We start from the raw sequence: 18,982 nt of genomic DNA on the forward strand, positions 1-18,982 counted from the left end.
GGCCGCTCAAGAGCTCGAAAGACCGTAACGAACATAGTGACTGTCGTCGTAGTAGTCGCTTCGATGGGTGTCGTATCGCGCCATTGCCTTGATGTCCGTCTTGTTCAAGACTGCGCCGATCAGCGAGTCCGAGATCGTCGGGGCGGTGTGCAGTGCATGCTGAACGACCTCGATCTTGGTGCGTCCCCACTCGACGACGAGAACGTAACAATCGATCAGAGGCGCCGTGACCCGTACGTCGACAAGCGGACTCAGCGGCGGAAGATCTACAATGACATAGTCATAGCTTTGTCGCAGGCGATCAAAGAGCTTGCATATCGCGCTGTCGGACAGAAGTTCGCTCGAGTGAAGTACGGGCCCGCGTTGAACGGCCGGAAGAACGGCAAGATTTGTCCTCGGATCCCGCCATACCACCTCCTCGAGTGGGCGATCACCGTTCATGACTTCAATAATGCCATCCACCGCCTTCGGGACGAGACGGGCCGAGAGCGATGGATTCCGGAGATCGCAGTCCACTATGATGACCTTCTTCCCGCTGTGTCCGATGAGTTGCGCCACGGAAGCAGCAATCGTGGTCTTGCCTTCGTTTGGGAGAGCTGACGTCAGGCCAATCACCTGGTTGGGGGTCTTTGCCGGGCTGTGATCGATCGCAATCTTGATCGCACGGATGGCCTCCGTGTACCGAGACAGGGGCATGCCTACGACGGCGCGATGAATGTCCGGAGCGGTCGAAAGTATTCGTTGGCTCGAGTCTTCCTGCGTCTGTTGAAGCCGGGCCGACGGCCTCTGCGGCTTGGGTAAGTTCAGGATTGGCACGAGAGACAGGCACGGCAGTTCCAGCGCGGCCTCGAGCTGGGAAGAGGTACGGAAAACGCGGTCCATTACGTCTCTCACGAAACCGAGCAGTAGTCCCAGCGCGAGGCCACCCAGAAGACCGAAACTCAGCACGACCTTCGTCTTCGGTTTGCTCTTGGTTTGAGCGGCGGAGGCGGGGAAGATGACCCGGGTTTCAGAGATAGGGAAGGTCTCCTGTTGCGTCGAGCCCATGTACTGCTGAAGGAAGGTATCGTAGAGGGCCCGCAAGCTTTTTGCTCGACTTTCCAAATCTCTTATCGTCAGCTCTGCCGAGTTCGTGAGGCGCGACTGCGCAATGGCAACGGACAGACGTTTTTCGATCTCCTGCTGCCGTTGCTTTGCGAGTTCGGCTTCGCTGCGGCTGATCTCGGAAAGTCTCCTCACCTCGTCTAGAATGGAGACCCGAAATTCACGGAGCCTGTTTCGGACGTTAACGACCGCCAGATGATCGCGCCCAACGCGTGCCGATAACTCGGCCTCACGCCTGGAGAGTTCGAGATATTGCTGGCGTAGCGACGTAATGATTGGACTGTTCATCGCGTCGGAGCCGATGGCATCCAGATTGCTCATCGCGGATGGTTTTGCCGGGTCGGTGCCGAGGAGAGTTTCGTAGCGGGACAGCTTGGCCGCAGCCTCCGAACTCTGCGCACGGGCGGTAGCCAGCCGAGTATTGAGTTCCGTGATCTGCTGCTCGTCGATCGGTTTTCCACCGGGCGAAACGATGTTGTTCTGAGATTTGTAAGCGTCAACGGCACGTTCGGCGGTCAACGCCTCCTCACCGAGGTTTCGCAGCCGTTCCCGCAGCCAACTTGTTGCAGTGCGGCTGGCTTCAAATTTCGCGTCGAGCTGATCGTTGATGTAGGCTTTGGCAATTGCGTTCGCGATTTCCGCCGCTAGCGCTGGATCGCTCGAGGTGAAGTTGACTTCAATAACGTGACTATAGCCAACTCGACCTGCAGATAGGCGATCCAGAAAGCTCGCAATGGCGGCTTCTGAGAGTTGCTCTGGCGCGGCAGATTGCGCAGCTTCCGACGCATTCGATCGCCATCGTCGAAGCCAGCTCAGTAGCCAGGACTGCAGCGACCGGGACTCCTTGAAATCCGGATGATCGCCCAATTTTAGCTGCTTGATCACGGCCGCAGCGGTTGCCTGCGACTTGATGATCTGCAGCTGCGTTTCGATCTGAGTGACATCGACGATCGGTTCGGAGAGCAACGATTGCTTCTGGAGGAATTGTGCCCTCGGGTTTTCGAACAGGACCTGAACCTGCGCCGTATAGGCCGGCGAGACCAGTCGGAGGTATATGAGGCTGGCGGCACCTGCCAGGACGGTGGTGAAAATGATGACGAGGTATTGCCGCCTTATAAAGACGAGCGCCAATTTAATGAGCTCGCCGATGCCCGCGGCGTCTTGGCGATCAGCCTGCATTGGCATGGAGGAGGGCAGACGTGCCCCATCGGTCTGGAGCGTATTGGTCTGAAGCATCGGACAATTCTCTCGGCTATTGACAGTCGCGCGGGAGCACGGGGCCGTAGGCGTTATTCGAATCCGCGGCCGTATTTAAAATAATATATCTGATAAATTTTGTATTGCCAATTAAATCTGGCTCAGGCATTAATTGTCTGGAAATTAACTCGATGAAGGGCCGGCGTCCGATTAAACCCGATATTTGTCGCGAACTGAGCGAGGCGGACTTGGTCTGCTGCGCCGCTCAGTTGGGAGGACATGGGGAGAATAGGCCGACCGTCCGGGCGCTAGCGCCGCTTATCGGAGCGTGCGGTCATGCTGGAAGTGCGAAGTTTGGCGATTCCGGATGTCAAGCTGGTCCGATCGAAACGCTTTTCCGATACGCGCGGCTATTTTTGCGAGACGTTTCGTCGCTCTGCTTTCGCCGAAAGAGGAATTTCTCACGATTTCATCCAAGACAATCAATCCTGCTCGGAGCGAGTCGGGACGGTTCGCGGATTGCACTTCCAGCAGCCTCCTTTCGCGCAGACCAAGCTGGTTCGCGTGTTAAGGGGAGCGATCGTTGACGTGGTGGTCGACCTTCGGCGGCGGTCGCCGACATTCGGCCGGCACGTCTCGGTCAAACTGGATAGCGAGACTGACGAGCAGTTGCTCGTTCCAAAAGGGTTCGCTCACGGTTTCTGTACGCTCGAGCCTCAAACTACGGTCTTTTACAAGGTCGACGAGGTCTACTCTCCGGACCACGACGCCGGCATCCATTGGGCCGATCCGGAATTGGCTATCGAGTGGCCGGTGAGGGCCTCGGCGGCCCAGCTTTCACCGAAGGATCGGGCGCTTCCCCGTTTCGACCAGCTTGCTTCAGTGTTTGAATAGAGGGCGTGGCATGCGTGTCCTGGTGACCGGAGGAGCGGGATTTATCGGGTCTGCGGTCTGTCGACAGTTGGTGCTGGAAGCCGGTGCCTCGGTCGTCAATGTCGACAAGTTGACCTATGCGGCCAATTTGGCCTCGCTGGCATCCATCGAAGGTACCAGCTGTTATCGATTCGAGCAGCATGACATCTGCGATCAGGAGGCGGTCACTCGCTTGTTTTACGAGTGGGAGCCAAGCGCAGTCATCCACTTGGCAGCGGAGAGCCATGTCGATCGGTCGATTACAGGCTCGGCAGCGTTCGTTAGCACCAACATCGTCGGTACCTATACTCTACTGGAAGCTGCCAGACGATATTACGACGGGCTTTCAAGCCAGAGGCGAAGTCAGTTCAGGTTCATTCACGTGTCGACGGACGAGGTCTACGGTTCATTGGGGCCGGTCGACTGCTTCCGGGAAGATACCCCTTACCGGCCGAGTTCACCCTATTCGGCGAGCAAGGCCGCCTCGGACCACCTCGCGCTCGCCTGGTATAAGACCTATGGCTTGCCGGTGATCGTCTCCAATTGTTCGAACAATTACGGACCATTCCAATTCCCGGAAAAGCTCATTCCCCTGACGGTTCTCAACGCGATTGAGCACAAGCCGTTGCCTGTCTATGGCGACGGCAGCAATGTGCGCGATTGGCTTCATGTCGACGATCACGCCGCAGGCCTGATCAGGCTGCTGTTCGAGGGCAGGGCCGGAGAGAAGTACAATTTCGGCGGCGATAGCGAACGCTCGAACCTGGAGGTAGTCACCCAGATTTGTGACGTGCTTGATCGACTACGTCCAGGGCCGACAGCGAGGCGATCCTTGATCTCGTTTGTGCCGGACCGTCCGGGACACGACGCACGTTACGCAATCGATGCGTCCAAAGCGCGCAGCGAGCTGGGATGGCAGCCGACCCGAAGCTTCGAACAAGGTCTCGCCGACACGGTGGAATGGTATCTGGCCAGCGGCGCCTGGTGGGCGCGGGCTCGCAATATGGTCTACGACGGCGCGCGCCTTGGTCTCCCAGCCACCCGCCACTGAGGTTGCCATGATCGAACGACCGATTCTGATTGCTGGTCGAAACGGCCAATTGGGCAGTTGCCTTCGTGATCTCGCTGCGCTTAGCGGCCTATCTGCAGTGGCCCTCGGACGTGAGGAGCTCGACCTAGAAGTCCGGGACGGGATCGACAGGACGGTCGCCTCGATCGCCCCCTGCATGATCATTAATGCCGCGGCTTATACGGCTGTGGATCGGGCAGAGTCGGAAGTCGGAAAAGCCTTCAGTGTCAACCGCGATGGTGCGGCTGCGTTAGCGGATGTCGCATGGCAGAGAAACATTCCGCTTGTGCATTTATCGACGGATTACGTCTTTGACGGTGCCAAGAGCGAGGCTTACGACGAGACCGACGTTCCGGCGCCGTTGAACACATATGGCGCGTCAAAGTTGGCCGGCGAGGCGGCCGTTCTGGCGGCGCATCCTCTCGCGACTGTCGTCAGGTCGTCTTGGATCTACAGCGCAACAGGCAGCAACTTCGTTCGGACGATGTTGCGGCTGGCCGAAACGCGTCCAATCGTAAGGGTGGTCTGCGACCAACACGGAAGCCCGACGTCAGCAGCGGAGCTGGCCGCAGCGCTCCTGAAGATCGCAGAGCGGTCGATCACAGATGATCGCCGCATCGCGGCAGGCATCTTCCATGTGTCCGGCCAGGGAACAACGAGCTGGCACGGCTTCGCCGAGGCAATTTTCGATGGTTTATCCCGTCGTGGAGTGCGGCCGCCGGCGCTGGAAGCGATCACGACTGAGCAGTACCCCTGCGCTGCGCGCAGGCCCCTGAACTCCCGCCTGGACTCGTCCAAAGTGGAGCGCGTGTTTGGAATTCGATTGCCGGCCTGGCGCCACTCTCTCGAAACCTGTCTCGACCAACTTGTCGGAAAAGGAGACACCGATGCTGAAGGGAATAGTCCTGGCTGGCGGCAGCGGAACGCGGCTCTATCCGATCACGCGTGTGGTGAGCAAGCAGTTGCTGCCCATCTATGATAAGCCGATGATCTACTACCCGCTGTCGACGCTGATGCTGGCAGGAATCCGCGAAATCCTGGTGATCACGACCCCGGCAGACCGGTCTCAGTTTGAGCGATTGCTCGGAAATGGAAGCCAGTGGGGGATTAGCCTCAGCTATGCGGAGCAACCTCGTCCCGGCGGCCTGGCGGAAGCCTTCATCGTAGGTGCCGATTTCATCGGAACCGATCGCGTCGCAATGGTGCTCGGAGACAATATCTTCTTCGGCGGCGGCTTGCGCGAACTTCTCACAAGGGCGGCAGCCCGCGAGGAAGGCGCAACCGTGTTCGCGTATCACGTGCGCGATCCCGAACGCTATGGCGTCGTTACGTTCGACGAGGCGGGCCGCCCACTACGAATCGAGGAAAAGCCGAGAAAGCCGACATCGAACTGGGCGATCACCGGTCTTTATTTCTTCGACAACCGGGTCGTGCGATATGCCCGCCGTGTCAAGCCGTCGCCGCGGGGAGAGCTCGAGATCACCGATCTGCAAATGCGCTATCTCGCGGCCGGCGCTCTCCACGTCGAGCGCATGGGACGGGGCTTTGCATGGTTGGACACGGGCACGGTCGAGTCGCTTCTCGACGCAGGGACCTTTGTGCAGACGCTTGAAAAACGACAGGGCATGAAGGTGGCTTGTCTCGAGGAGGTCGCCTTTCGGCAGGGATTCATCGATGAAGATCAGCTTCTTGGACTGATTCAGCCGCTGGAGAAGAGCGGATACGGCAGATACCTCAATGAAATCCTGCGGTTGCCCGGGGCGCGCTCCGGCGTCGCAATCGATGGCTGATTTAAAATTATTATTTCCGATTTAATTAATTGACCGGCGCGGTTCTTTTAAATTAAATACTTCGCTTGCGAAGCTCGAGGGCTGGCCATGTTGAATCAAAAGGCGAGCGTCTTCCATCGGCCGGCAAGGCCGCTCCTCCCGGAAGAGGGTGATTTCGGCCAGATAGATGCTGACTTGCTCGGTGCGCCCCTCTGGAATGCGATCCGGAGCAGAGACGCTGCTTGGCTGTGGAGGACGACCAGCACCCTGACGCGCCCGGACAGCCTCGGCTCGCTACTCTCCTCAAGCTCCGATCTGCGAGCGGTGGCCGCGTCTTCGCGTTCGCGAGCCGGTACGACACATTGGATAAGTTCGAGCGGCGGCTATTGGAATGTCGCCACGAATTGGAGTGCGGGTATTCCGACGGCGGCGCACGGCGCCTTCATTGGCGCGCCTGGATCCTATGTTGTCACGACCAGAGCCAATGTCGATGTGGGCAGTTTGATCGTTGAAGCAGGTGTGACGATCGCGCTCGGGGAAGACTCGTCGTTCGTGGTGGAAGGTAACGCCATAAATAACGGGAGCATCAAGGTCGGATCACCCGGCGGCGAGGGGGTTGCCGCAGCGGACTTCAAAGGTGATGTCCGCGGGTCGGGCGCCTTCGCGATTTCCGACAAATCGGCACTCGAGATCGGAGGCTCGGTCTCCGGACAGCTCGTGAACGGTTCGTTTTACGGAATAACCGTCTCGTTCGAGACGGACGTCGGCACCCTGGTTCTCGATCGCTCCGCCCAATTTCATGGCCTGATCGGGAGCTCGTCGCCGGACCGACCGCTTTCAACCGGCAATCTGATCGACCTCAGGGATTTCGCTTTCACGTCGACGATGTCGGCCTCCGTTCATTACGACCTGGGCTCAAACATCAGCACAGTCGATTTCAGCAATGGAGTCGGCAATGTCACTCTGCTGTTCTCCGGGAACGACTCAAATTGGACCTTTGCAAGTGATGGGCAGGGCGGCACGCTCGTTGCAGACCCAGTCACGAACCCGATCGTCCTGGAAAATCAGAAACAAGGCACAGCGCCAAATATCTGGCAGATCGACCCTGGCGCGGACTCAACGAAAATCCAGGGGTTCACGACAGCGATAAGTACCAACATCGGCGGCACCGTTCAATTCAAGATCAACAACCAGACGGGCAATCCGAATTATCGTATCGATATCTACCGGCTGGGTTATTACGGCGGCAACGGCGCCAGACTGATTACGACCGTACAGCATCAGGCCGCAACTTCGGTTGTGCAGCCGGCGCCATTGAAGAACGCATCGACGGGCCTCGTCGACGCCGGCAACTGGAGCGTGACCGACTCATGGAGCATACCGACTGACGCCGTTTCTGGCGTGTACATCGCCAACGTCATCGACGGAACGCAGATCTTCCAGATTCCATTCGTCATCCGCAACGATGCGTCGCACAGCGCTGTGGTATTTCAGACGGCTGATCAGACGTGGCAAGCCTACAACCCCTGGGGCGGAGCCAATCTTTACACCGGCAACGGACCTGGCATCAACGGTTCGGCCTATGCCGTAAGCTACAACCGCCCCATTACGACGCGTGACGGTGGTCTGTACGGCACCGCCAACGATATGGTGTTCTCGGCGGAATATCCGGCGATCTACTGGCTTGAGCAGAACGGATACGACGTCTCCTATATCTCCGGCATCGACGCTGCGACCAGCGGATCACTCCTGCTCAACCATCAAGTCTACATGGATGTCGGTCACGATGAATATTGGACCGACAGCCAGTTCTCCAACGTCCAGGCGGCCGGCCGTGCCGGCGTCAATCTGATGTTTCTCAGTGGCAACGAAGTGTATTGGCAAACGAGACTCGCGCCCAGTATCGATGCCAGCCAGACGGCCAACCGCACCCTGATCTCGTACAAGGACACCCACGCCAATCAGTTGATCGACCCAACTGGAACGGCGACTGGCACCTTCATGGACGCGCGCTTTGCGTCGACTGGAGGCCTGTCGGGAATCCCTTCCAACGCCCTCACCGGCCAGGTATTTCAGGTGGACTCCGATCGCACGGATATTATCCGGATTCCGTACGACATGACGAAGTTGCGCTTCTGGCGCAATACGTCGGTTGCCAATACGCCGGTGGGCCAAACCGCCTCGCTTGTACAGAATCTGCTCGGTTATGAGTGGGATTCGTCGCCTGATAACGGCTTCCGTCCGGCTGGACTGGTAAATGTGTCGTCTTCGACGCTGCAGATCACCGGCCAATATCTCCTGGACTACGGCAACACCACGGGCAACGGAACAGCAACTCATAATCTGGTCGAGTTTCGCGACCCGGTCAGCGGTGCCCTTGTTTTCGGGGCCGGCACGGTGTTCTGGTCGTGGGGCCTCGCCTCCGATCACGACCAGGTGGTTGGGTCCGCTACGCCGATTGATCCGAACGTCCAGCAAGCAACGGTCAATGTGCTCGCCGACATGGGCGTGCAACCCGCGACGCTGCAAGCGAGTCTGGTAATTGCTTCCCAATCGACTGATCACACTGCTCCAACATCCACCGTCACGAACGTCTCGGCCGGCAGCATCCCGGAGGGCCAGTCGGTTACCGTCACCGGATCGGCGAGCGATGCGGGCGGCGTCATCGGCGGTGTTGAAGTCTCGGCAGACAGTGGACAGACGTGGCATCCCGCCAGCAGCAGAGTCGGCATCGCGAATGTGACCTGGTCGTATACATTCTCCGCTGGCGCTTCCGGCCAGTACAACATCAAGAGCCGGGCGGTGGACGACAGCCTGAACCTCGAGACGGCTGGCCAGGGCGTTGCTTACACCGTCACGCCTTCGTCGAACCTGACGATCTTCAATCCGACCGATACGCCGGCCGTAGTCACAACCAACGACGCCGGCGCTGTAGAATTGGGTGTGAAGTTCGTCGCCGCCGAGTCCGGCGATATCACCGGCATTCGGTTCTACAAGGGGCCGCAGAACACGGGGACGCATCTGGGCGATCTCTGGACGACGAATGGCGTACTGCTTGCGAGCGCCACGTTCACCAACGAAAGCGCGAGTGGTTGGCAACAGGTGAATTTCGCGACACCGGTCCATGTGCAGGCCGGGGTCACCTACATCGCCTCCTATCACACGAATGCCGGTCAGTACTCTACGACCGACTTCTATTTCGACAATGCCGGCCATACGCACGGTGCGCTGACGGCGACAGGCAGCGGCCTCAACGGTGTCTATGCCTACGGTCCCGGACCGCTCTTCCCGAACACTGTTTCGATTGTGAAGGCTCAGAATTATTGGGTCGATGTCGTCTTCAGAAATACCAGCCAGCAGCCGCAGGCCAACAATGACAGCGGCTTTAATGTAACCGAAAACGGTGTTCTGACCATTCCGGCATCGGCGCTGCTCGCCAATGATACGGATCCGGCCGGCCTGTCGTTTTCGATCACCAGCGTGAGCAGTCCAATCAACGGTAGCGTAAGCTACAACGCTCAGGCTCAGACAGTGACGTTCACTCCGACCGCGAATTTCGCGGGATCGGCGCAATTTTCCTATACGATCACTGACACGAGCGAGGCCACCGGAACCGGCCAGGTTCTCCTCAACGTCAACTATCCCGTCTCCGCGCAAAGCCTGTTCGCCACAAACGCCGCGCCGAGCGTGGCCAATTCGGGTGATACGAGCTCCGTCGAGGTCGGAGTCAAGTTTTCCGCTTCTGTGAGCGGGACGATAACCGGCCTTCGTTTCTACAAGGGATCGTCGAATACCGGTACCCATGTCGCGCATCTGTGGAGCTCGACGGGAACGCTCCTTGGTACGGCGACCTTCGCGAACGAGACGGCCAGCGGCTGGCAGCAGGTCAGTTTCGCGAGCCCGATCGCCATTTCCGCGGGAACGACATATGTCGCGTCCTACCACACCAACGGAAATTATTCCGACACTCAGAACTACTTCACGAGCTCAGTTACGAACGGCCAGTTGACCGCGCCAGCGGCGGGGAATGGAGTGTACGCCTACGGAACCGGGACCGTCTTCCCGGCCAACGTCTACAAGTCGACCAACTACTTTGTCGACGTGGTCTTCAATGGATCCGCCGCTACGAACAGGTCGCCGACCGCCGTGGCCGACACCGGCGACGCCACCGAGAAGGGCGGCGTCAATAACAGCACCGGCGGTTCGCTCGCCACTGGAAACGTGCTGACCAACGACACCGATCCGGACGCCGGCGATACGAAGACCGTAACTGCGGTCAGCTTCGGTTCGACCTCCGGCACGATCGGCTCAGCGCTGAATGGCGCGCATGGAAGCCTCGTGCTCAACGCCTCAGGGACCTTCACCTATACGGTCAGCGAGACGGATCCCGCCGTGCAGGCGCTGCGGCTTGCGAACAACACGCTGACGGATGTCTTCAATTACACGATGCGTGATGCCGCCGGCGCAACATCCTCGACCACGCTCACAGTCACCATTCACGGTGCCAATGATGCACCGGTGCTGGCGATCCAGACCGGTAACCAAACCGCGACAGTGGGTTCGGCGTTCTCGCTGACGCTGCCGGCCGGCACCTTCACCGACGTCGATTCCGGCGATTCACTCACCTATGGTGCGACAGCGGCGAACGGCTCCGCACTTCCCGCCTGGCTGACCTTTAACGCATCAACTCGAACCTTTAGCGGTACGCCATCGTCAGCGGATGTCGGCACGCTGGGTGTGAAGGCATCTGTGACGGATCTCGGCAGCCTCACCGCGAGCGAAACGTTCAATATTGTCGTGACAACGACCGCGAACGCCCCGCCAACCGCCGTCGCCGACACGGGTGACGCGACCGAGAAGGGCGGTGTCAGTAACGGCAGCGGCGGCTCACCCGCCACGGGAAACGTTCTGACCAATGACACCGATCCGGACGCAGGCGATACGAAGGCCGTGACTGCGGTCAGCTTCGGTTCGACTTCCGGCACGCTGGGCTCGGCGCTGAATGGAGCGCACGGAAGTCTCGTGCTCAATGCTTCGGGTGCTTTCACCTATACCGTCAATGAAACTGACTCTGCCATCCAAGCCTTGCGGCTATCGACTACCACGCTGACGGACGTGTTCAATTACACGATGCGTGACGCCGCCGGCGCAACATCGTCGACTACGCTCACAGTCACCATTCATGGCGCCAATGATGCGCCGGTCCTGGCGGCCCAAACCGGCAACCAGACTGCAACGGTTGGTTCGGCCTTCTCGCTGACGCTGCCGGCCGGCACCTTCACCGATGTGGATTCCGGGGATTCACTCGCCTATACGGCAACTGCGGCCGACGGCTCGGCGCTTCCCGCCTGGTTGGCTTTCAATGCGTCGACCCGGACTTTCAGTGGCACGCCGGCGTCGGCCGACGTCGGCACGCTCGGTGTGAAGGCCGCCGCGACTGATCTCGGCGGACTCACGGCCAGCGAGACGTTCAACATAGCAGTGGGCACGGCCTCCTCGACGGTCAGCTTGTTCTCGGCGTCCGATACGCCTTCGGTGCTCTCGACGTCCGACACATCTCAGGTCAATCTCGGCGTACGGTTCACATCCTCCGCTGCCGGCACGATTACCGGGATCAAGTACTACAAGAGTGCAAACGACACCGGCTCTCACACCGGCTCACTGTGGAGCAGCACGGGAACGCTTCTCGCGAGCGCAACCTTCTCCAACGAGACCAGCAGCGGTTGGCAAACCCTCACATTCAGCAGCCCCGTCTCGATTGCGGCCGGATCCACCTACGTGGCGAGCTTCCACAGCAACGGACGCTATGCGACGACGTCAAACTACTTTACCGCCGCACGCACGAACGGGCCGCTCACGGCTCCCGCGAGCAACAATGGTGTGTACACTTATGGAACAGGCAATCTGTTTCCAACCAGTACATTCAGCGCGACAAACTATTGGGTCGATGTGTTGTTCAGCAACGGGAGTGGCGGCACGAACCAGCCGCCGATCGCCAACAACGACAGCGGCTTCAACGCCACCCAAAACGTGCCACTCAGCATTTCTGGTTCGGCACTCCTCGCAAACGATACCGATCCTAACGGGGATGCGCTAACAATCACCGGGGTCAGCGGGGCCGTCAACGGGACCGCTAGCTTCAGCACCCAGAACAATACGGTGACGTTCACATCGGCGAGCAATTACACCGGACCGGCCTCGTTCAATTACACGATCTCGGACGGTCGAGGCGGGACGGCGAGCGCAAGTGCGACCGTGACCGTTCACGCGCCGTCAGCAAGCACCGTAAGCCTGTTCAGCTCGAATCCAACGCCCAGCGTGGTGACGGTGAATGATCCGAATTCGGTTGAGCTCGGTATGAAGTTCCAGGCGTCCACCACTGGCGACGTCATGGGGCTGCGTTTCTACAAGGGACCATCCAATACCGGCACTCACGTCGCCGATCTTTGGAGCAGCACCGGGACCCTGCTAGCGACGGCCACATTTACCAATGAGACGGCGAGCGGCTGGCAGCAGGTCAATTTCGCGACGCCGGTCACCATCACGGCGGGCACGACCTATATCGCCTCCTACCACACTGCGGGAAACTACTCGGACGATCCGAATCTATTTGCCAGTTCGGTAACCAACGGACCATTGACCGCTCCGTCATCCGCGTCCAGCGGCGGAAACGGCGTCTATGCATACGGATCCGGAAGCCTCTTCCCCACCAACACCTTCAACGCGACGAGCTACGCGGTTGACGTCCTCTTCAGGCCGCAGCTAGCAGCATAGGAGAACCGCAATGCATACAGAGCTCTATACTGACGGGATTGACGAGGTCACAATTGGCGGGTCGATCGTGCGAGTGGACCTGGTCAGTCTCTCACCCACGGAACGTGATGCCAACAACGCGCCCAAGAAAGTCTTTCGGCAAAGGCTGATCTTTTCGGCGGAGTCGTTCGCGAACTCCGTGGAGGTGATGCAGAACGCGCTTCAGGGTCTGGTCGATGCCGGCGTCGTCCAGCGCTCTCGGCCGAGGACGCCGATGGCCGCGCCACAGGCGAGTGCGCGCGTCGAGCCTGCCTCGTCAGTTTCGGACAATCCGCGATCTTCCAATGCCTCAACCAACTTCCGTTGAAATCGAGAGGTTCGAACTAGAACCGCCGTCGTCCGAGGACGAGCCGCGTCGGGCTGCTCAAACGGCCCTTGAATGCCTGTCAAGGATCGCTGCCCATCACGGTATCGATCTGCCTTCTGATCGGCTGCGGCACGCCTATGCCGTCGACGAGACCGGCATCTCGACCGATCTCTTGCTCCGCATGGCTCATGATGCGGGCCTTCGCGCCCGCACGGCGCAGCTCGATTGGAAGGCGATATGCCAGCTCGGCGAGGCCTATCCGGCTCTTGTCCAGCTCTCGAACCTCAACTGGGTCCTCGTGGTTGGCGCCGGCCCGGAATGCGACGCTGTAACGGTCTTTGATCCTCTGGCCGAGCGGACGGGAGAGCACCTGCTGGTCGATGCGGACCGCTTCTGCTCCAGGTGGACCGGAAAGGTCGTTCTGTTCAAGCGCGAGAGTTCCCCATCGCAGGGCCACAGGCCCTTCGGGCTGCGCTGGTTCATACCCGAAATGCTGCGGGAGTGGCGGCTCCTTTCCGACGTCGCAATTGCTGCGGTGTTCCTCTATGCGCTCGGGCTGGCGCTTCCGATCTTCTTTCAGCTCGTGATCGACAAGGTTCTTGTCCATGAGAGCCTCACGACACTCTACGTGCTCTCGGCTGGCGCGATCCTTGCGCTCTGTTTCGACGCCGTCTTCAGCTTCTTGCGGCGCTACCTGCTGCTCTATGCCACGAACAAGATCGACATCCGGGTCGCGACCAGGACGTTTCGGCATCTTTTGGGACTTCCGGTAACCTTCTTCGAGCGCATCTCGGCCGGCGTGTTGGTGAAGCACATGCAGCAGGCCGGACGAATCCGTGAGTTCCTGACCGGCCGACTGTTCCTGACCGTCTTGGACGCGCTTTCGCTTTTCGTCTTTCTGCCTGTTCTGGCGCTTTACAGCATCAAGCTGACGTGCGTCGTGCTGGCCTTCACCGCCATCAGCGCGGGCGTGATTGCTATTCTGATGGGACCGTTCCGACGGCGGCTCTACCAGCTTTATCAGGCCGAAGCCGGGCGCCAGGCGCTCCTCGTTGAGACCGTGCACGGCATGCGTACCGTGAAGTCGTTGGCCATGGAGCCCGGCCAGAACAGGACATGGGACGATCGTTGCGCGCAGTCGGTATCGATGCGGTTTGGCGTCGAAAAAATCTCGGCGGGCGCTCAGGCCTTGACCGGTTTCCTCGAGAAGATGATGACGCTCGGCATCGTCGCACTTGGTGCGCTCGATGTCTTCGGCGGCGAGATGACGATCGGCGCACTTGTCGCCTTCAACATGCTGGCGGGACGCGTTTCGGGGCCGCTGGTGCAGATGGTGACCATGGTGCACGAATATCAAGAGGTTGCGCTCGCCGTTAAGATGCTCGGCGAGGTCATGAACACGGAGCTGGAACGCGACGGTCGTCGCGAAGGCGTGCGGCCCGACTTCGCCGGGCAGATCGAATTTGAAAACGTCACGTTTCGCTATGGGGAGGGAACGCCGGCGCTGGACGACGTGTCGTTCTCGATCGCTCCCGGCTCGATCTTCGGAATTGTCGGCCGGAGCGGTTCGGGCAAGACGACGCTGACACGCCTGATCGCGGGAATGTATCCGGTGCAGCAGGGGTTGGTGCGCATCGACGGTCACGATTCGCGCGAGATCGATCTCGCCCATCTGCGACGGAATCTAGGGATCGTGCTCCAGGACAGTTTCCTGTTCCGGGGCACAGTGCGCGAAAATATCGCATGCGTGAGGCGCGACGCCACGTTCGAGGAGGTCGTCCGGGCGGCTCAGCTCGCCGGTGCGGACGAGTTCATAGAGCGGTTGCCGAGGGGGTTCGACACCATGCTCGAGGAGCAGGCATCGAACCTTTCAGGCGGGCAGAAGCAGCGGCTTGCGATCGCGCGGGCATTGATCGTCAACCCGCGTATCCTGATCCTCGATGAGGCCACCAGCGCACTGGATTCCGAGAGCGAGGCGATCATTAGGCGCAATCTGCGACGTATCGCGGAGGGACGGACCGTCGTCATCGTATCGCATCGGCTTTCGATGTTGTCGGACGCAAGCCAGATCTTGGTGATCGACCGTGGACGGGTCGTCGATGTAGATCGTCATGACGCGCTGCTGTCGAAATGCAGCTTCTACAGGCATCTCTGGAACCAGCAGACGAGGCAGGTCGCATGACTGCGGCTGAAAAGATCAGAGCTGAAGCAGCCTCAGGCAGATCCGGGTCTCCATCCGGTTCACGGACGAGACGCCGGCTCATGAGGTCCGCGCCCACAGATTCTCGCTTTGTCGCGCAATTTCAATCAGACGCAGCCGAGATCGAGCAGCAGACGCCACCGCGTGTGGGACGGATCACGCTCTATTGCGTCGTCGCCCTGATCGCTGCGGCGATCACATTCGCGTGCGTGTCTCGCGTTGATATGATTGTGACTGCGCAGGGAAAGTTGATCACGACGCGTCCGAACCTGGTCGTACAGCCGCTGGAAACGTCGGTTATTCGGGAGATTCGCGTCAAGGCCGGCGACGCCGTCAATCGCGGCGACGTTCTTGCGGTCCTCGATCCGACATTCTCTCAAGCCGATCTTGCTCAACTGCGCGGTCGCCTGGCGGGTCTCGACGCCTCCATCGGCCGGCTTCGAGCCGAGTTGGACGGCACGGACTACGGCCTCGATGAGGCGGCGAACGCCGACCAAGCTCTGCAGAGAAGGGTATTCCTCCAGAGGAAGGCGGCTTACGACCTTCAGATCCAGAACTATGACGCACAGATTGCATCCGCACAGGCCAATCTAAAAACGGCTCAGAGCGAGGAGTTGGTCCTGGCCCAGCGGCTGGACACGATGCAGTCCATTGAAGCCATGCGAAGCGCGTTGATGGCCAAGGAGGTCGGTTCAAGACTGAACTTCCTGCTATCACGGGATGCGCGGTTGGAGGTCGAAAGCAACCTGGCGCGAGTCCGTGGCAGCATCGTCGACAACACGCATCGTCTGGACAAGGCCCGTGCAGACCAGAAGGTGTTCGCTGCCGAGTTTCGCCGCGGCGCCTATCAGGAACTTGTCGAGACGTTGCCAAAGCGGGATGGCACTGCCGAAGAGCTCAAAAAGGCGGAGCTCCGTCGGCAGCTGATCGTGCTGAATGCACCGGCGGATGCGGTGGTACTCGACATTGCCAATCGGACGGTGGGTTCGGTGGTCCGCGAGGCCGAGACTTTGTTTGTGCTGGTTCCACGGGACGAGACGCTCCGGGCGGAGGTCAACGTGGAGGGTAGGGATATCGGGCAGGTGGCGGTCGGGCAGGCCGTACGAGTGAAGTTCGAGGCATTTCCATTTCAGAAGTACGGCACCGCTACTGGCGAGGTCGGAGTCATTAGTCAGGACTCATTCTCGCCAGAGGCGAAGGCCGAAGGTGTGCGCCGGTCGTCAGCTCCCTATTACCGCGTACTGATCGATCTGCGGGACACGCACCTTCGGCTGCCGTCCGAGCGCGTTCAGTTGATGCCTGGTATGGCGGTCACCGCCGAGATGAAGGTCGGACAGCGAACGGTGATTTCATATTTTCTCTATCCCCTGCTTCGCGGCTTGGATGAAAGCATCCGGGAGTACTGAGCCGAATTTACAATGGTGTACTGGAAATGATGATCAGTCCGAATTCTGGTGTGAAATTCATAGTGCCCGCTGCAGCGAAGGCGCCGTTATCAAACTCGCCCCTGGTGAACTACGCGTTGCAGGGGCTTGAACGCTGCTGGTTGCCTGCAGAGCGTCGTTGGTCGCATGTTTATCACCTCGACCGGCCCGCTTCGCCGAACGAGTCGCTGCCGCATAGCGACGTGTTCTACACTCTCAACGTCTTGCTTGGGATGTCGCGGGTCGCGAAACTTCCGGCTGATATTGATCTCCCGGAGATCTTCTATCGAAATGCCATGAAGCTTACCGCGCTCCCCGTGCGCAAATATGCGTTCGGCATGGCGCTGTGGGCCGCCGCCGAGCTCCGCCTCCCGATTCCGGAGCCAGTCAGGCGAGAGTTGAAAGCGGTTCTCTCGGATCAGTCGCGGTGGCACGCTTTCCGGGCGCAGGATCTGGGCATGCTGCTGACGGGTGTCATCGCCCAGGCGAGGGAGGGCGAGAAGGAGTGGCTATGCTTCGCCGGCCCGCTCTACCGTTTCCTGAAGGAACGTTTCCATGGCGATTCCGGATTGTTCTTCGACGCGCCGTCCGGCTTTCGTCGCCGTTTCGCATCATTTGCGACGCAAACCTATCTCTCCATCGCCTGCTATCAGTACGGCGAATTCACCGGCGATGCGTCCGCGCTCGTCATGGCTGATACTTGCGTGCGCGATCTGATTGCGCTGCAAGGTCCCCAAGGTGAATGGCCGTGGTTCTTCGATGCGACGAGCGGCCGCATCCTCGATTTCTACGAGATCTATTCGGTCCATCAGTATGGAATGGCCCCTGCGCTGCTGGAATGGGCCGAGCGCTTTGGACGACGGGGAGCGCGGGAAGCGCTGGTCAAGGGATTCAACTGGGTACTCGGTCAGAACCAGCTGGGCCGGACCATGCTCGTGCCTGAACTGAACCTGACGATCCGCTCGCAGGTCCGCAAGGGTGAACTGACGACCAAGGCGCCGCGGGTGTTGCGCGCGATCAAGAACGTCTGGCGCGAGAGCGGGGGAGAGCTGATCGACCGCCAAAATGTGGGCGTTCGGCTCGAGTGCCGCAGTTACGAGCTCGGTTGGATTTTGTGGTCATTCGGTCGGCGCACCGACCTGCAGGATCTCAGTCACAACGTCGCGTTCGAACAGCCAGCCGGCCCGGCCGGCGGCGTGCCGCAGCGCAACGGCAGCGCGCTCGGCTAGCGATTCCAGACAACCGTGCCCTCTCTCCGGAGCAGGGCCAGCATCCTGGTCGTTCGATGGCTGCGAACCGCGCAGAGAACGGCAATCGCTTTGAGGCGCGCGCTTATCCCATGGAGGCGTCCGCTCGTCAGTACAGTGATGGCGCCGACCGCCGGTGATACCAGGACGAGCAGGGCCGTGGCAAACCAGCGCAGCTGCCAGCCGCGCGCGGCCTGTGCGGTGTTGCGGTAGTGCGCAATTTGGCGGTCCCATTTCGCATACAGCTCTCGAAGCGAGCGGCGCGCAGGGTGGAACACGATCATCCCGGGAATGTAGCGAAATTCGCAGTCGGCGCGGATGGCCATTTGTCCCCATTGCATATCTTCCGCGAACTGAATGCCCGGGAAAGGTCCGATCCTCTCAAAGTCGGCGCGGCGAACCGCCAGATTTGCCGTGACGGAGTAGCCGTGCTTGGTGACGTACAAGCGATTGCGAAAGCCAAAAACGCTTTCATAGGCTTCGATCGCGGTGAAACGCCCTTCGGCGGCAGGCCTGATGCGAACCTCTCCGCCAAGGATCGTCGCCGCCCTGGCTTGCTGGAACGCCTCACGGATCGCGGTCAGCCAGTCCGGATGAGCCCGGCAGTCGGCATCCACAAAAGCGAGGATATCGCCTCTCGCGCAAGCTGCGCCTGTGTTTCGCGCCGGGCCCGGACCGGGAAGCGCTTCGTGCTCCAGCCTGACGCCGGAATGGTCGGCAATGACGTCTATCGGCGGTACGGTCGAGCCGTTGTCCACCACGATGATCTCGAACAAATCCCGTGACAGGGTCTGCGCATCCAGGCTTCGCAGACAGGCTTCCAGGGCGTCAGCCTGATTGAGGTGGGGAATAATGACCGAGATCATTTTGGTGATTCCCTATTTAATTCACGTAGGCCTGCGGCATATCTGCCGGCGCGCTATTTTGGCGTCTCTGAAGG

11 protein-coding genes are annotated in these 18,982 nt (G+C 59.9%); 9 read left to right on the forward strand and 2 right to left on the reverse strand.

What is annotated here, in order from left to right; all coding sequences use genetic code 11:
* Positions 1-6 precede the first annotated feature (6 nt).
* The gene (locus tag XI04_RS06005; RefSeq protein WP_038970407.1) at positions 7-2,340 is read right to left on the reverse strand and encodes an AAA family ATPase; all 2,334 of its coding nucleotides are present in this window, start codon (positions 2,338-2,340) and stop codon (positions 7-9) included.
* A 297-nt stretch (positions 2,341-2,637) separates the two neighbouring features.
* Here XI04_RS06005 and rfbC point away from each other — a divergent pair, with 297 nt between their 5' ends.
* The 9 genes from rfbC (at position 2,638) to XI04_RS06050 (ending at position 18,024) form a co-directional block, all read left to right on the forward strand.
* A complete protein-coding gene (gene rfbC / locus XI04_RS06010; RefSeq protein WP_028143636.1) occupies positions 2,638-3,195 on the forward strand; it encodes a dTDP-4-dehydrorhamnose 3,5-epimerase in 558 nt (185 codons plus the stop codon).
* Positions 3,196-3,205: 10 nt separating this feature from the next.
* Entirely contained in the window at positions 3,206-4,264 is a 1,059-nt protein-coding gene (gene rfbB / locus XI04_RS06015; protein ID WP_152103155.1) for a dTDP-glucose 4,6-dehydratase, read from the forward strand.
* 7 nt (positions 4,265-4,271) lie between these two features.
* A complete protein-coding gene (gene rfbD, locus XI04_RS06020; RefSeq protein ID WP_271608100.1) occupies positions 4,272-5,261 on the forward strand; it encodes a dTDP-4-dehydrorhamnose reductase in 990 nt (329 codons plus the stop codon).
* On the forward strand, positions 5,170-6,072 hold the full coding sequence (gene rfbA / locus XI04_RS06025) for a glucose-1-phosphate thymidylyltransferase RfbA (protein ID WP_080670220.1): 903 nt from the start codon (positions 5,170-5,172) through the stop codon (positions 6,070-6,072). The genes rfbD and rfbA overlap by 92 nt, the downstream gene beginning before the upstream one ends.
* 87 nt (positions 6,073-6,159) lie before the next feature.
* Entirely contained in the window at positions 6,160-12,825 is a 6,666-nt protein-coding gene (locus XI04_RS06030) for a DUF4082 domain-containing protein (protein WP_271608099.1), read from the forward strand.
* A 10-nt stretch (positions 12,826-12,835) separates the two neighbouring features.
* A complete protein-coding gene (locus XI04_RS06035) occupies positions 12,836-13,171 on the forward strand; it encodes a hypothetical protein (RefSeq protein ID WP_028143639.1) in 336 nt (111 codons plus the stop codon).
* The gene (locus XI04_RS06040) at positions 13,149-15,353 is read left to right on the forward strand and encodes a peptidase domain-containing ABC transporter (RefSeq protein WP_370156909.1); all 2,205 of its coding nucleotides are present in this window, start codon (positions 13,149-13,151) and stop codon (positions 15,351-15,353) included. Before XI04_RS06035 ends, XI04_RS06040 begins: the two co-directional genes overlap by 23 nt.
* Positions 15,350-16,777 (forward strand): HlyD family type I secretion periplasmic adaptor subunit, encoded by a 1,428-nt coding sequence (locus XI04_RS06045; protein WP_173015862.1) that lies wholly within the window; start codon positions 15,350-15,352, stop codon positions 16,775-16,777. The genes XI04_RS06040 and XI04_RS06045 overlap by 4 nt, the downstream gene beginning before the upstream one ends.
* 26 nt (positions 16,778-16,803) lie before the next feature.
* Positions 16,804-18,024: a hypothetical protein gene (locus tag XI04_RS06050; protein ID WP_271608098.1), complete on the forward strand. Its 1,221-nt coding sequence runs from the start codon at positions 16,804-16,806 to the stop codon at positions 18,022-18,024.
* On the opposite strand, the gene XI04_RS06055 is transcribed toward XI04_RS06050, so the two are convergent.
* Positions 18,021-18,908, reverse strand: coding sequence for a glycosyltransferase (locus XI04_RS06055; RefSeq protein ID WP_271608097.1), 888 nt, complete (start codon positions 18,906-18,908; stop codon positions 18,021-18,023). The two genes, XI04_RS06050 and XI04_RS06055, sit on opposite strands and share 4 nt — an antisense overlap.
* Positions 18,909-18,982 lie beyond the last annotated feature (74 nt).

The organism is Bradyrhizobium sp. CCBAU 11430 (assembly GCF_028128855.1).
Taxonomy (GTDB): Bacteria; Pseudomonadota; Alphaproteobacteria; order Rhizobiales; family Xanthobacteraceae; genus Bradyrhizobium; species Bradyrhizobium ottawaense.

Bases quoted from the DNA above. Each gene is read 5' to 3' on its own strand.
- XI04_RS06055 (WP_271608097.1), bottom strand. From the start codon at position 18,908: ATGATCTCGGTCATTATTCCCCACCTCAATCAGGCTGACGCCCTGGAA.
- rfbD (WP_271608100.1), top strand. From the start codon at position 4,272: ATGATCGAACGACCGATTCTGATTGCTGGTCGAAACGGCCAATTGGGC.
- XI04_RS06030 (WP_271608099.1), top strand. From the start codon at position 6,160: ATGTTGAATCAAAAGGCGAGCGTCTTCCATCGGCCGGCAAGGCCGCTC.
- XI04_RS06035 (WP_028143639.1), top strand. From the start codon at position 12,836: ATGCATACAGAGCTCTATACTGACGGGATTGACGAGGTCACAATTGGC.
- XI04_RS06045 (WP_173015862.1), top strand. From the start codon at position 15,350: ATGACTGCGGCTGAAAAGATCAGAGCTGAAGCAGCCTCAGGCAGATCC.
- XI04_RS06005 (WP_038970407.1), bottom strand. From the start codon at position 2,340: ATGCTTCAGACCAATACGCTCCAGACCGATGGGGCACGTCTGCCCTCC.
- XI04_RS06050 (WP_271608098.1), top strand. From the start codon at position 16,804: ATGATGATCAGTCCGAATTCTGGTGTGAAATTCATAGTGCCCGCTGCA.
- rfbC (WP_028143636.1), top strand. From the start codon at position 2,638: ATGCTGGAAGTGCGAAGTTTGGCGATTCCGGATGTCAAGCTGGTCCGA.
- rfbB (WP_152103155.1), top strand. From the start codon at position 3,206: ATGCGTGTCCTGGTGACCGGAGGAGCGGGATTTATCGGGTCTGCGGTC.
- rfbA (WP_080670220.1), top strand. From the start codon at position 5,170: ATGCTGAAGGGAATAGTCCTGGCTGGCGGCAGCGGAACGCGGCTCTAT.
- XI04_RS06040 (WP_370156909.1), top strand. From the start codon at position 13,149: ATGCCTCAACCAACTTCCGTTGAAATCGAGAGGTTCGAACTAGAACCG.